The sequence below is a fragment of the Stenotrophomonas rhizophila genome, assembly GCF_007667275.1.
Taxonomy (GTDB): Bacteria; Pseudomonadota; Gammaproteobacteria; order Xanthomonadales; family Xanthomonadaceae; genus Stenotrophomonas; species Stenotrophomonas maltophilia_AE.
In genome coordinates, this window is the sequence record NZ_VDQT01000004.1 from 316,983 (window position 1) to 330,670 (window position 13,688).

Sequence of the window (13,688 nt, forward strand, 5' to 3'; positions counted from 1 at the left end):
GTCAGGCGTTGGCTTCGAAATCCACCAAAACCGCGCCGTCGGCCACCTGGTCACCCGCCTTGACCCGGTACCCCTGCACCGTGCCGTCGGCCGGCGCCTGCAGGGTGTGCTCCATCTTCATCGCTTCCAGCACCAGCAGCGGCGTACCCCGCACCACCTGCGTGCCCGGCGCCAGCAGGGTGGCCACGATGCGGCCCGGCATCGGCGCGACCAGGCTGCCGGCATCGGCCACGCTCTGGTCGGCTTCGCTGACCGGGTCGTGCAGGGTGAAGCGCTGCACGCCGTCACTGCCGAACAGGTACAGCTCGCTGCCGTCGCGTACCACGCGCGCGCGCTGCAGGGTCTCTCCAACCTGCAGCGCCAGGCGCTCGCCAAGCAACCGGCCCGTGGCCGATACCGGGGTGCCATCCACCTCGATCAACCACGACCCGCCGTGGCCCTCCACCGCCACCACCTGCTGCGTGCCGCCCTGCTCCAGCGTCAGCCGGCGGGCCGCGCGCTGGCCGAGGCGCCAGCCATCGCGCGCCTGCCAGGGCGAGTGCGGGTCGCGCGCGTCCACGCAGGCCGCAGGCTCGGTCGACACCGCCGCCACGGCGGCCAGCGCCCACAGGGCAGGGTCGGCAGCGCCCTGCCGGGGCGCCAGCGCCGCCTGCTCGCGTTCGATCAACGCGGTATCCAGCTTCGCGTTGGCGAACGAATCGGTCATCACCAGCCGACGCAGGAATGCCGCATTGGTGGTCACGCCCACTACTTCGCACTCGGCCAAGGCCTGCTGCATGCGGCGCAGCGCGGCATCGCGGTCCACGTCCCAGACGATCAGCTTGGCGATCATCGGGTCGTAGAACGGAGTGATCGCATCGCCCTGTTCCACGCCGGCATCCACGCGCACGTGCGCGCTGCCAACCGGCAGGCGCAGGTGGCGCAGCGTGCCGGTGGAAGGCAGGAAGCCCTTGTCGGCATCTTCGGCATACAGCCGCGCTTCAAGCGCATGGCCGTTGATCTGCAGCTGCTCCTGCTGCAGCGGCACCGGCGCACCACTGGCCACGCGCAGCTGCCACTCCACCAGGTCGGTACCCGTAATGCATTCGGTCACCGGGTGCTCCACCTGCAGGCGGGTGTTCATTTCCATGAAATAGAAATCGCCGTCGGGCCCGGCAATGAACTCCACCGTGCCGGCGCCCACGTAGTTCACCGCGCGCGCGGCATCCACCGCGGCCTTGCCCATGGCGGCGCGGCGCTCGGCGGTCATGCCCGGTGCCGGCGCTTCTTCCAGCACCTTCTGGTGGCGGCGCTGCACCGAGCAGTCGCGCTCGAACAGGTACACCACGTTGCCGTGGCTGTCGCCGAACACCTGGATTTCGATATGGCGCGGGCGCTCCACGTACTTTTCCACCAGCACGTGGGCGTTGCCGAAGGCGGACTGCGCCTCGCGCTGGCAGCTGGCCAGCGCTTCGGTGAATGCCGCGCTGTCGTCCACCTTGCGCATGCCCTTGCCGCCGCCACCGGCGCTGGCCTTGATCAGCACCGGGTAGCCGATGCCGTCGGCCTGTTCGCGCAGGAACGCCGGGTCCTGCGCGTCGCCGTGGTAACCCGGCGTGAGCGGCACGCCGGCCTGCTGCATCAGTGCCTTGGCCGCGCTCTTGTCGCCCATCGCGCGGATCGCCGCAGCGGAAGGACCAATGAACACGATGCCGGCCTCGGCGCAGGCCTGGGCGAAGTCCGCGTTCTCCGACAGGAAGCCGTAGCCCGGGTGGAGGGCCTGCGCCCCGGTGCGGCGCGCGGCGTCCAGGATGGCGTCGGCACGCAGGTAGCTTTCCCGCGCCGGGGCCGGGCCGATGGCCACGGCTTCATCGGCCAGGCGCACATGCCGCGCGTTGCGATCGGCGTCGGAATACACCGCCACCGTGGCGATGCCCAGGCGCTGGCAGGTGGCGATGACGCGGCAGGCGATTTCGCCACGGTTGGCGATCAGGATCTTGGTGAACATGGAAGTCTCGTTGCGCATGCCAATGGGCCGGATCACATCCGGAACACGCCGAAGTCGGTCTTGCGGGCCGGGGCGTTGAGGCTGGCCGACAGCGCCAGGCCCAGCACGCGGCGGGTGTCGGCCGGATCGATCACGCCGTCGTCCCACAGCCGTGCGCTGGCGTAGTAGGGGTGGCCCTGCTGCTCGAACTGGTCGCGGATCGGCGTCTTGAAGCTGTCTTCGTCCTGCGCCGACCACTCCCCGCCCTTGGCTTCGATGCCGTCGCGCTTCACCGTGGCCAGCACGCTGGCCGCCTGCTCGCCGCCCATCACGCCGATGCGCGCGTTCGGCCACATCCACAGGAAGTTGGGCGAATAGGCGCGGCCGCACATGCCGTAGTTGCCGGCCCCGAACGAACCGCCGATGACCACGGTGAATTTGGGCACCTTGGCGCAGGCCACCGCCATCACCAGCTTGGCGCCGTCCTTGGCGATGCCGCCGTGTTCGTACTTGCGCCCGACCATGAAGCCGGTGATGTTCTGCAGGAACACCAGCGGAATGCCCCGCTGCGTGCACAGTTCGATGAAGTGCGCGCCTTTGAGCGCGGACTCCGAGAACAGGATGCCGTTGTTGGCGATGATCCCGACCGGGTAGCCATGCAGGTGCGCGAAGCCGGTGACCAGGGTGTTGCCGTAGCGCGGCTTGAACTCGTCGAAGCGCGAATCGTCCACCAGCCGCATGATCACTTCGCGCACGTCGTACGGCTTGCGCGTGTCGGCCGGGATCACCCCGTACAGCTCCTCCGCGGCATAACGCGGTTCGGCCGGTGCCTGCACCGCCAGCGCCGGCTCGGGCTTGCGCCAGTTGAGCTGGGCGATGATCGCGCGGACCCGGGCCAGCGCCTGCAGGTCGTTGTCGGCCATGTGGTCGGCCACGCCGGAAATGCGCGTGTGCACGTCGGCACCGCCCAGCTCCTCGGCGCTGACCACTTCACCGGTCGCCGCCTTCACCAGCGGCGGGCCACCCAGGAAGATGGTGCCCTGTTCGCGCACGATCACCGTTTCATCGCTCATCGCCGGCACGTAGGCGCCGCCGGCGGTGCACGAGCCCATCACGCAGGCGATCTGCGGAATGCCCTGTGCGGAGAGATTGGCCTGGTTGTAGAAGATGCGGCCGAAATGGTCGCGGTCGGGGAACACCTCGTCCTGCAGTGGCAGGAACGCGCCGCCCGAATCCACCAGGTAGATGCACGGCAGGCGGTTCTGTTCGGCCACTTCTTGCGCGCGCAGGTGCTTCTTTACCGTCATCGGGTAGTACGTGCCGCCCTTGACCGTGGCGTCGTTGGCCACGATCACGCATTCCACGCCGGACACACGACCGATCCCGGCGACTACGCCGGCGCTGGCGATGCTGTCGCCATACATGCCGTGCGCGGCCAGCGGTGCGATTTCCAGGAACGCACTGCCCGGGTCGAGCAGGGCATCGATGCGGTCGCGCACCAGCAGCTTGCCGCGCGCGGTGTGTTTCTGCCGCGCCGCTTCGCTGCCCCCCAGCGCGGTCTGCGCCAGGGTGGCGCGCAAGTCGTCGACCACCGCCTGCAGCGCCGCGCGGTTGGCTTCGAAGGTCTCGCTGCCCGGTTGCAGCTGGGTGCTCAGTACAGTCATCGCAGGGCCCTTACTTGGTGCGCTGGAACAGCTCGCGGCCGATCAGCATGCGGCGGATTTCCGAGGTGCCGGCGCCGATCTCGTACAGCTTGGCATCGCGCCACAGGCGACCGGTCGGGTATTCATTGATATAGCCGTTACCGCCCAGGATCTGGATCGCCTGGCCGGTCAGCCAGGTGGCCTTCTCGGCCGAATACAGGATCGCACCGGCCGCATCCTGGCGCGTGGTGCGGCCCAGGTCGCAGGCGCGTGCAACCGCATATACATACGCGCGGCAGGCGTTGAGGCCCACGTACATGTCGGCCAGCTTGGCCTGGATCAGCTGGAAGGTGCCGATCGCCTCGCCGAACTGCTTGCGCTCGTGCACGTACGGCATCACCACGTCCATGCCGGCGGCCATCAGCCCCAGCGGGCCGCCGGACAGCACCACGCGCTCGTAATCCAGCCCCGACATCAGCACCTTCACACCACCGCCCACTGCGCCGAGCACGTTGGCTTCGGGCACTTCGCAGTCCTCGAACACCAGCTCGCACGTGTTGGAGCCGCGCATGCCCAGCTTGTCCAGCTTCTGTGCGGTGGAAAAGCCCTTCATGCCTTTTTCGACCAGGAACGCGGTGATGCCCTTGGCGCCGCCGTTCGGGTCGGTCTTGGCATACACCACCAGCACGTCGGCGTCGGGGCCGTTGGTGATCCACATCTTGTTGCCGTTGAGCACGTAATGGTCGCCGCGCTTGTCCGCGCGCAGCTTCATCGACACCACGTCCGAACCGGCGCCCGGTTCGCTCATTGCCAGTGCGCCGACCTTTTCGCCGCTGCACAGGCCGGGCAGGAACCGCTGCTTCTGTTCTTCGGTGCCGTTCTTGCGCAGCTGGTTCACGCACAGGTTCGAATGTGCGCCGTAGGACAGGCCGATGGCGCCGGAGGCACGCGAGATTTCTTCCATCGCCACCACGTGGGCCAGGTAGCCCATGCCGCTGCCGCCGTATTCTTCTTCCACGGTCAGGCCAAGCAGGCCCTGCTCGCCGAGCTTGCGCCACAGCGGGTGCGGGAAGACATTCTGCTCGTCGGCCTGCGCCGCCAGCGGCGCGATCTCGGCCGAGGCAAAATGGGCCACGCTCTGGCGGAGCATGTCGATCTCTTCGCCGAGGTCGAAGTTCATGGTGGGGACGTGCATGAGGCAGCTCCGCAAGGCAGGAAGGGTCGATCAGGCCCCCAGCCTAGTCCTCCCCGGGGTAAAAGTGAACACAAATTCAAAAATTGAACATAGAATCAGCAAATGGCCTATAAACGCTCCGCACTGATGGAAGAACGCCTGGCTGGGGCCCGCGAGCGGATCCTGCTGGCAACCCGCCGCCTGGTGGCGGCCGGCGGCTACCGCAACGCCCCGGTTACTGCCGTGGCGGCCGAGGCCGGCGTATCCACCGGCTTGATCTACCGGCACTTCCCGTCCAAGGCCGAACTGTTCGTGGAGGTACTGACCGCGGCGGTGGAGCACGAACTGCGCATCTTCGAGGCCATCGCCGCCGAACCGCTGCCGGCACCGGAGCGCCTGCGCCGGGCGATCACCGCCTTCGTGCGCCGCGCTCTGGCCGGCCCGGGGCTGGCGTATGCCTTCATCGCCGAGCCGGTGGACCCGGAGGTGGAAGCCGAGCGCATCCGCTGCCGTCGTTTGTTTGGTGACGTGTTCCGCCGCATCGTGGACGACGGTGTCGAAGCAGGCAGTTTTCCGGCGCAGGACACCGAGGTGGCGGCAGCCTGCATCGTCGGTGCCTTCACCGAAGCGCTGGTCGGCCCGACCGCGCCCAGCCGCGACGCCCACGGCGACCAGACCGCGCTGGTGGAATCGATCTGCATTTTCTGCCTGCGCGCTGCCGGCGCCTGAGCCACCCCCATGCTGCAATGCGGCACCGGATGGCGGCTTGCAGAGCGCCGCCGACGCTGGTCATACTCGGCCGACAAGCCGTGGTCCAACGACTACCAGCCAGGGGTGAAAGAGAGTGCGGAATTACGACCTCGAGTTCCTGAAACGCTTTTCCATGGTCATTGCGCTGTTGATGGCCATCACGCTCGGATTGATCCTGTTCGCCGCGTACCTGCACACCCGCATTCCTGCTGAAGTCTCGCCCCAGGCCGCCAAGCGCACCGAACTGCGCATTGCCCCGGCCGGCGCGGTCTATGCCGGCGCCACCGGTGCCGCCGACCAGGCCGCGGCCAAGGCCGCAGCGCTGGCCAAGGCGGCGGCGAACGTGGCCTACGGCGGCACCACCGACGGCAAGGTGATCTTCGACAACCTGTGCACCGCCTGCCACACCACCGGCGTGGGCCAGGCACCGACGCTGGACCATGCGCACTGGGACGCGCGCCTGGCCCAGGGCAAGGACACCCTGTACAAGCACGCCGTCGAGGGCTACACCGGCCCCGATGGCGGCATCATGCCGCCCAAGGGCGGCAACCCCGGCCTGACCGAAGAGCAGATCCACGCCACCGTGGATTGGATGCTGGCGAACCTCAAGTAACCGGCGGGGCCGGTGCCGACTGGCATCGGACGCCGCGTGGGACACGCATGGCGTGTCGCTACGCGGGGGCGTCACGCGCCCGTGCTCCCGCGACGTGCCGGTCGGCCGCGGCGCCACGCGGCCGTGGGCCCGCGACGTGCCCGTACGCGTAGCGACACGCCATGCGTGTCCCACGCGCACCCAGCCCGCGCGGCTTTGCCAAACCCGCCCAAATCCCCACCCGCGACCGCTTCCCGCCACAATTCCGCATTACCCTGTGCACCCGTTCCCGGACTCCCCGCCGATGCGCCGTCGCACCCTTGCTCTTGCCCTGTCGCTGATCCTCCCGGCCACCGCCTTCGCCCAGGCCCAGCCGCAGGCACGCCCGACCGCATCGACCCCGGCTGCCACCGCGCCCATCACCCTCACCGCCGCGCCCGCCGACTGGCGCTCCCTCGACGGCCAGCACGTGCGCATCGCCGCGCCGCTGAGCCTGGCCGGGACCGATGGCCTGGCCCGCTTCGGCGAACTCACCGTGGCCTTCGGCGGCCGCCTCTGGCAGCCCAGCGAAGTAGCCGCCCCGGGCACTGACGCCCACGCCAAGGTGATCGCCGACAACCAGCGCCGCCGCCTGCTGCTCGATGACGGCAGTGATGCCCGCGACCCCGGCCCGGTGGCGTGGCTGCCGGCCAATCCCGACCTGCGCACCGACACCGTGCTGCGCAACGTGGAAGGCATCGTGCGCGTGGACGCCAAGGGCACCCCGCGCCTGCAGGTCACCAAGCCGCTGACGCTGCCCTTGCCCGCACGCTCGTTCCCACCGCTGATTCCAGGCGATCTCCGGGTCGCCGCGTTCAACCTGGAAAACTTCTTCAACGGCGACGGCCAGGGCGGCGACTACCCGACCCTGCGCGGCGCCCGCACCCTGGCCGAACACCAGGCCCAGACCGCCAAGCTGGTCGCCACCGTCAGCGCGCTTGGCGCTGATGTCGCCGCGTTGATGGAACTGGAAAACGACGGCTACGGCCCGCAGTCGGCCATCGCCGAATTCGTCCGCGCGCTCAATGCCGCGTCGGGCGGGCAGGGCGACTGGCGTTTCATCGACGCCGGCAAGGGCCCGGGCGAGAACCCGATCCGGGTCGGCATCATCTACCGCAGCTCGAAGGTGACCCCGGTCGGCGCGCCGGCGGTGCTGGAAACCGGCCCGTTCGGCCCGCACAGCCGCGTGCCGCTGGCGCAGGCGTTCCGCGCCGGCAAGGGCGCCCCGTTCGTGGTGGTCGCCAATCACTTCAAGTCCAAGGGCTGCTCCGAGGCCAGCGGCGCCGATGCCGACCAGAAGGACGGCCAGGGCTGCTGGAACGCCACCCGGGTGGAATCGGCGCGCCTGCTCAACCAGTGGCTGGGCACCGACCCGACCGGCGCCGGCACCACCGACGCGGTCCTGCTCGGCGACTTCAATGCCTACGCCATGGAAGACCCGATCCGCGCCCTGCACGACGCCGGCTGGCGCGACGCCTTCGCCGTGGCCAAGGTCGAGCGCCCCTACAGCTACGTGTACAACGGCATGACCGGCCGCCTCGACCACGCGCTGCTGAGCCCGGGCATGGCCAAGCGCCTGCGCGGCGCTGCCGAGTGGCATATCAATGCTGACGAAGCCGACGACGCCGGTTACCGCGACCGCAACGTCCCCGGCCCGTGGCGCAGCTCGGACCACGACCCGTTGATCCTCGGTTTCGACAAGTAGAGCCACGCCCTGCGTGGCTGGCGCGGTCCGGACGGTTCAGCCACGCAGGGCGTGGCTCTACGACCGGGATGCGTACCGCACCAACATTCCGTCGCTGGCGCGCATCACCCCCACGCGATGAACCCGATCGCCACCACCGCCAACGCCAGCCCCACGCGGTTCCACCGCGTGGTCGGCTCACCGAACGCGAAGACCCCCACCAGCGCCCCCAGCACCACCACGCCGATGTTCATCCCGGCAAACACCGTGGCCGGGCTGTCCGGCAGCGCCTGGTGGGCATGCACATAAAAAAGAATGTTGCCGCCATTGAGCAGCCCCAGCAGCGCCCCCGCGCCCAGGTTGCGCGCGGCCAGCCGGCTGCGGCCGGTGGCATGCCGCCACAGCTGCACCCCCAGCATCAGCACGAAGGCAATGCTGAAACACGCGAGTAGCGCCGCCATCGACGGCGTCCCCGACAGCGCCACCTGCTTCAACAGCACGTCCACCAGCGCAAAGCCCACCCACACCGCCAGCAGCCAGCGCCAGCTGCCTGCCTCGCCGTCCACCGCCGGCCCACGCGGGCGCAGGCTGATGCCCAGCATCGCCACCAGCCCCAGCCCCAACCCCAGCAGCTTGAGCGGCGTGGCGGTCTGGCCGAAGAACAGGAACGCGGCCAGCAACGACAGCAACAGCGACAACCGCTGTGCCACATCGGTACGCACGATCCCGGCCACCGCCACCGCGCGGCCCAGCACCAGAAACAACGACGGCAGCACCACCGCCAGCGCCAGCAGCGCCGCCCACGGCGCATGCGCGGCCTGAAGCGCCTGCAGCGGCGGGCGCAGCACCCCGGCCGTAAGCGCGGCCGCCACCAGGTAATTCCAGGTGACCATCTGGGCAACGTCCAGCTGGCGGCGCGCGGCCAGCTTCAGCAGCACCGACACCAGCACGCTGCAGACCACGCTGAAAAGCAGATAGAACATGGGGTTCCAGGCAGGCGCGGCGGTGAAGCCCGCGGGGGAGCGGTATTATGACGCCATGCACAATCCCCCATTCCCCAATGAAAGCGGCCCGCTGCAGCTGGCCGGCCCGGTCGGCGCGCTGGACGTGGTGGTCGACCTGCCCAAGGCCGACGTGGCCCCGCAGCCGGTGGTGGCGGTCATCTGCCATCCGCTGTCCACCGAGGGTGGCAGCCTGCACAACAAGGTGGTGACCATGGTCGGCACCACCCTGCGCGAGCTGGGCATCACCACCGTACGCTTCAACTTCCGCAGCGTCGGCACCTCGGTCGGCAGCTTCGACCATGGCGTGGGCGAACAGGACGACCTCAAGGCCGTGGTGGCCTGGGTCCGCGAACAGCGCCCCGACGCCACCCTGTGGCTGGCCGGTTTCAGCTTCGGTGCCTTCGTCTCGCTGCGCGCATCGGCCGATCTGCAGCCGCAGGTGCTGGTCTCGATCGCCCCGCCGGCCGGGCGCTGGGACTTCGACGGCGTGCAGCCGCCGGCCAACTGGCTGGTCATCCAGGGCGAAGACGACGAGATCGTCGACCCGCAGGCCGTCTACACCTGGCTGGACAGCCTGGATGCCCCGCACGAACTGGTGCGCATGCCGGAAACCAGCCACTTCTTCCACCGCAAGCTGATCGACCTGCGCGGCGCGCTCACCCACGGCGTCAAGCACTGGCTGCCCCACCCGGACCGCGCCAGCGCATGAGTGACACCGCACTGACCCCGTCGCAGCGCTACGCCGAAGGCGTGGCCCGGGGCGAATGGCAGAACGACCCGGCCCAGCATGCCGCCCTGGCCGAGCTGGACCGCATCCACCTGGCCCTGGTCGACAGCGCCCAGGACGGCTGGCTGGACCGCCTGTCGGCGTTCTGGAAAAAGCCCGAGCCGGTCAAGGGCCTGTACTTCTGGGGCGGGGTAGGGCGCGGCAAGACCTTCCTGGTCGACCTGTTCTACGACGGCCTGCCGATCGAACAGAAGTACCGAACCCACTTCCATCGCTTCATGCGCGGCATCCATGAGCGCCTGCGCGAGCACCAGGGCCAGAGCGACCCTCTGGCCCGGATCGCCCAGGAATGGCGCACCAAGCTGCGGGTGCTGGTGCTGGACGAGTTCTTCGTCACCGACATCGGCGACGCCATGCTGCTGGCGCGCCTGCTGGAACGCATGTTTGCCGAAGGCGTGACCCTGGTCACCACCTCCAACACGGCGGTGGAGAACCTGTACCTGAACGGCCTGCAGCGCGACAGCTTCCTGCCCGCCATCAGCCTGCTGCAGACCTACTGCGTGGAGCTGTACGCCGAAGGCACCGAGGACTACCGGATGCGGGCGCTGACCCACTCGCCGGTGTACCAGTCACCGCGCGACGGGCACAGCGACGCCTGGCTGGCGTCGCGCTGGGCCGCGCTCAGCGGCGGGCAGCCGCCCAAGCCGGGCAACATCGAAATCGAAGCGCGCAAGATTCCGGTGCGCGCGCGCGGCAAGAGCATCGTCTGGTTCGACTTCGCCGCCCTGTGCGAAGGCCCGCGCGGCCCCTCGGACTACATCGAGATCGCCCGCGAGTTCACCACCCTGCTGCTGGGCGACATCCCGCACTTCGACCGCATGAACGAAGACGCCGCGCGCCGCTTCGTCAATCTGATCGACGAGCTCTATGACCGCAACGTCAACCTGGTCTGTACCGCCACCGACGCCCCGGTCGCCCTGTACACCGGCACCCGCCTGCAGGGCGCCTTCGAACGCACCGCCTCGCGCCTGATCGAGATGCAGAGCGCCGAGTACCTGGGCACGCCCCACCGGGCGTGACCGGGCACGTGCCGCCCACCGCGTAGTGACACGCCATGCGTGTCAAAGCAGACCCAGACCCAAGCAAAATTGTTATCCCCGCGTGACGCCATCGTTCCATTCTCCACACCCCGTCATCACACCAGAAAGTCGCCGTCAGCGCTTGACTGCGCACCCCCTTTAGACAGGTCCGAACCGTTCGTCGGACGCCCCGCGCAACCGGTCCTTGCGCCGCAAGGGATTGCCCGGATTCACCAGATTTGGCGTTGACGGACCCCCATACCCCCACTATCTTGTGGCCGTCGGCCCCTTCGACCACAAGTGGAGGGTCCACAAGGGCCTACCGCCCGCCGACAACCGCATGCCGATCAGGGTGCGGTGCTGGTAGCGCCAGTCTCCGGGGGGAGATGACCGGTGACGCAAGGGGATGTCCGCAGCGCACTCGCGCCGGTCGCGTCCCATGCGACACCGTCAGTCCATCCTTGGAGCCCCGAGCGCGCCGGTTCCACGCCTGCCTTGCAGGCGACCCTGTGCCACCCCAAATCACGCCAAGAGGAAACCGCCGTGAGCACCGAAACCAGCGCAGCCACCGAACAGGAAAGCGAATTCCTGCTGACTTCGCCGCCGACCAATACGGCGATGAGCGTCACCAAGCGAAACGGCACGACCGAACTGGTGGATCTGAACAAGATCGTGCGCGCGGTGCAGCGTTCGGCTGAAGGCCTGCACGCGGTGGACCCGATGCGCGTGGCCACCCGCACCATTTCCGGCCTGTACAACGGCGCCACCACCCAGGAGCTGGACGAGCTGTCCATCCGCACCGCCGCCCTGCTGATCGGTGAAGAGCCGGAGTACGGCCGCCTGGCCGCGCGCCTGCTGGCCAACTACATCGCCAAGGAAGTGTCGGGGCAGGAAATCCATGCCTTCTCGCAGTCGGTGGGCCGTGGCCACGAAGTGGGCCTGATCAACGACCGCCTGCTGAACTTCGTGCAGACCAACGCGCGCAAGCTCAACGATGCCATCGACCTCAGCCTCGACCTGAACTTCGACTACTTCGGCCTGCGTACCCTGTACGACCGCTACCTGCTGCGCCATCCGCACACCCGCAAGGTGATCGAGACCCCGCAGCAGTTCTTCCTGCGCATCGCCAGCGCGCTGAGCGAAGACGTGCCGGAAACCCTGGCCCTGTACAAGCGCATGGGCAACCTGGACTACCTGCCGTCCAGCCCGACCCTGTTCAACTCCGGCACCACCCACGAGCAGCTGTCCTCGTGCTTCCTGCTCGATTCGCCGCAGGATTCGCTGGAATCGATCTACTCCAAGTACGGCGACATCGCCCAGCTGTCCAAGTTCAGCGGCGGCATCGGCGTCAGCTACACCCGCGTGCGTTCGCGCGGCTCGCTGATCAAGTCCACCAACGGCCATTCCAACGGCATCGTGCCGTGGCTGAAGACCATGGACTCGTCCGTGGCCGCGGTGAACCAGGGCGGCAAGCGCAAGGGCGCGGCCTGCGTGTACCTGGAAACCTGGCACGCCGACATCGAGGACTTCCTCGAGCTGCGTGACAACACCGGCGACGAATCGCGCCGTGCGCACAACCTCAACCTGGCCAACTGGGTGCCGGACCTGTTCATGAAGCGCGTCGAAGCCGACCAGGAATGGTCGCTGTTCGATCCGCGCGTGGTGCCCGAGTTCACCGACCTGTTCGGTGAAGCCTTCGAGGCCGCCTACCTGCAGGCCGAAGCCCAGGGCAAGGCCAACCGCACCATTTCCGCGCGCAAGCTGTACTCGCGGATGATGCGTACCCTGGCCGAGACCGGCAACGGCTGGATGACCTTCAAGGACAAGTGCAACCGCGCCAGCAACCAGACCCTGCGTCCGGGCAACGTGATCCACCTGTCCAACCTGTGCACCGAAATCCTGGAGGTCACCTCCAACGATGAAACCGCCGTGTGCAACCTGGGTTCGATCAACCTGGGCAACCACTTCGACGAGCACAACGAGTTCGACTACGAAAAGCTGGCCGAAACCGTGCGCCTGGCCGTGCGCCAGCTCGACCGCGTGATCGACCTGAACTTCTACCCGATCGAAACCGCCCGCCGCGCCAACATGCGCTGGCGCCCGGTCGGCCTGGGCTGCATGGGCCTGCAGGACGTGTTCTTCCGCAAGCGCCTGCCGTTCGACGGCGCCGAAGCCCGCGCGCTGTCGAAGAAGATCGCCGAAACCATCTACTTCCACGCCCTGGAGACCTCGGTTGAACTGGCGCAGGAACGTGGCCGCCACCCGTCGTTCAACGACACCCGTGCGGCCAGCGGCGAACTGCAGTTCGACGCCTGGAACGTGGTGCCTGAAGACGGCGCGCGCTGGGACGCCCTGCGTGCCCGCATCAAGGAACACGGCCTGCGCAACTCGCTGATCATCGCCATTGCCCCGACCGCGACCATCGCCTCGATCGCCGGCTGCTATGAGTGCGTCGAGCCGCAGGTGTCCAACCTGTTCAAGCGCGAAACCCTGTCGGGCGACTTCCTGCAGGTGAACCGCTACCTGGTGAACGAACTGAAGAAGCTCGGCCACTGGACCCCGGAGATGCGCGACACCATCAAGATGGCCGAAGGCTCGATCCAGGGCATTGCCCAGATCCCGGAAAGCCTGCGCCAGATCTACCGCACCGCGTGGGAACTGCCGATGCGCTCGCTGATCGACATGGCCGCCGACCGTGGCGCGTTCATCGACCAGTCCGCCTCGCTCAACCTGTTCATGGAAAGCCCGAACATCGGCGCGATGTCCTCCATGTACATGTACGCCTGGAAGCAGGGCATCAAGACCACCTACTACCTGCGTTCGCGTCCGGCCACCAAGATCGCCAAGACCACCATCAGCCACACCGCCGCTGCCGCACCGGAAAAAGTGTTCAGCCCGGAAGAAGCCATCGCCTGCTCGCTGGAAAACCCGGAAGCCTGCGAAGCCTGCCAGTAATCCGCGGGGCGCCCACCGCCCCGGTAGCGCCGGCCGTTGGCCGGCCTCGACCAACCGTAGCGCCGGGCTCTGCCC

General features: G+C 68.2%; 10 protein-coding genes. 6 read left to right on the top strand and 4 right to left on the bottom strand.

All coding sequences use genetic code 11. The features are described 5' to 3' along the window. Position 1: 1 nt before the first annotated feature. The 3 genes from FSZ13_RS14430 to FSZ13_RS14440 are packed head-to-tail and all read right to left on the bottom strand — an operon-like array spanning position 2 to position 4,804. Entirely contained in the window at positions 2-1,987 is a 1,986-nt protein-coding gene (locus FSZ13_RS14430; protein ID WP_186308954.1) for an acetyl/propionyl/methylcrotonyl-CoA carboxylase subunit alpha, read from the bottom strand. Positions 1,988-2,019: 32 nt separating this feature from the next. Next, the gene (locus tag FSZ13_RS14435; RefSeq protein ID WP_145480864.1) at positions 2,020-3,630 is read right to left on the bottom strand and encodes a carboxyl transferase domain-containing protein; all 1,611 of its coding nucleotides are present in this window, start codon (positions 3,628-3,630) and stop codon (positions 2,020-2,022) included. A 10-nt stretch (positions 3,631-3,640) separates the two neighbouring features. Next, positions 3,641-4,804, bottom strand: a complete 1,164-nt coding sequence (locus FSZ13_RS14440) for an isovaleryl-CoA dehydrogenase (RefSeq protein WP_145480866.1) — start codon at positions 4,802-4,804, stop codon at positions 3,641-3,643. Between the two features lie 102 nt (positions 4,805-4,906). Here FSZ13_RS14440 and FSZ13_RS14445 point away from each other — a divergent pair, with 102 nt between their 5' ends. The 3 genes from FSZ13_RS14445 to FSZ13_RS14455 all read left to right on the top strand — a co-directional run bounded on the left by FSZ13_RS14445 (position 4,907) and on the right by FSZ13_RS14455 (position 7,869). Continuing rightward, positions 4,907-5,512 carry a TetR/AcrR family transcriptional regulator gene (locus FSZ13_RS14445; RefSeq protein ID WP_145480868.1) on the top strand — a complete coding sequence of 202 codons (606 nt, stop codon included), beginning with the start codon at positions 4,907-4,909 and terminating at the stop codon, positions 5,510-5,512. A gap of 115 nt (positions 5,513-5,627) precedes the next feature. After that, complete coding sequence (locus FSZ13_RS14450; RefSeq protein WP_145480870.1) at positions 5,628-6,146, top strand: c-type cytochrome; 519 nt, start codon at positions 5,628-5,630, stop codon at positions 6,144-6,146. Positions 6,147-6,429: 283 nt separating this feature from the next. Further along, the gene (locus tag FSZ13_RS14455; RefSeq protein ID WP_145480872.1) at positions 6,430-7,869 is read left to right on the top strand and encodes an ExeM/NucH family extracellular endonuclease; all 1,440 of its coding nucleotides are present in this window, start codon (positions 6,430-6,432) and stop codon (positions 7,867-7,869) included. Positions 7,870-7,973: 104 nt separating this feature from the next. Here FSZ13_RS14455 and FSZ13_RS14460 read toward each other — a convergent pair whose 3' ends face one another. After that, positions 7,974-8,831 carry an EamA/RhaT family transporter gene (locus FSZ13_RS14460; RefSeq protein WP_145480874.1) on the bottom strand — a complete coding sequence of 286 codons (858 nt, stop codon included), beginning with the start codon at positions 8,829-8,831 and terminating at the stop codon, positions 7,974-7,976. Positions 8,832-8,886: 55 nt separating this feature from the next. Between FSZ13_RS14460 and FSZ13_RS14465 the strand changes: the two genes are divergently transcribed. The 3 genes from FSZ13_RS14465 to FSZ13_RS14475 all read left to right on the top strand — a co-directional run bounded on the left by FSZ13_RS14465 (position 8,887) and on the right by FSZ13_RS14475 (position 13,613). Then, positions 8,887-9,561: an alpha/beta hydrolase gene (locus FSZ13_RS14465; protein ID WP_145480876.1), complete on the top strand. Its 675-nt coding sequence runs from the start codon at positions 8,887-8,889 to the stop codon at positions 9,559-9,561. Beyond that, positions 9,558-10,658 carry a cell division protein ZapE gene (gene zapE, locus FSZ13_RS14470; RefSeq protein WP_145480878.1) on the top strand — a complete coding sequence of 367 codons (1,101 nt, stop codon included), beginning with the start codon at positions 9,558-9,560 and terminating at the stop codon, positions 10,656-10,658. Before FSZ13_RS14465 ends, zapE begins: the two co-directional genes overlap by 4 nt. Before the next feature lie 543 nt (positions 10,659-11,201). After that, the gene (locus tag FSZ13_RS14475; protein ID WP_145480880.1) at positions 11,202-13,613 is read left to right on the top strand and encodes a ribonucleoside-diphosphate reductase subunit alpha; all 2,412 of its coding nucleotides are present in this window, start codon (positions 11,202-11,204) and stop codon (positions 13,611-13,613) included. Positions 13,614-13,688: the final 75 nt, after the last annotated feature.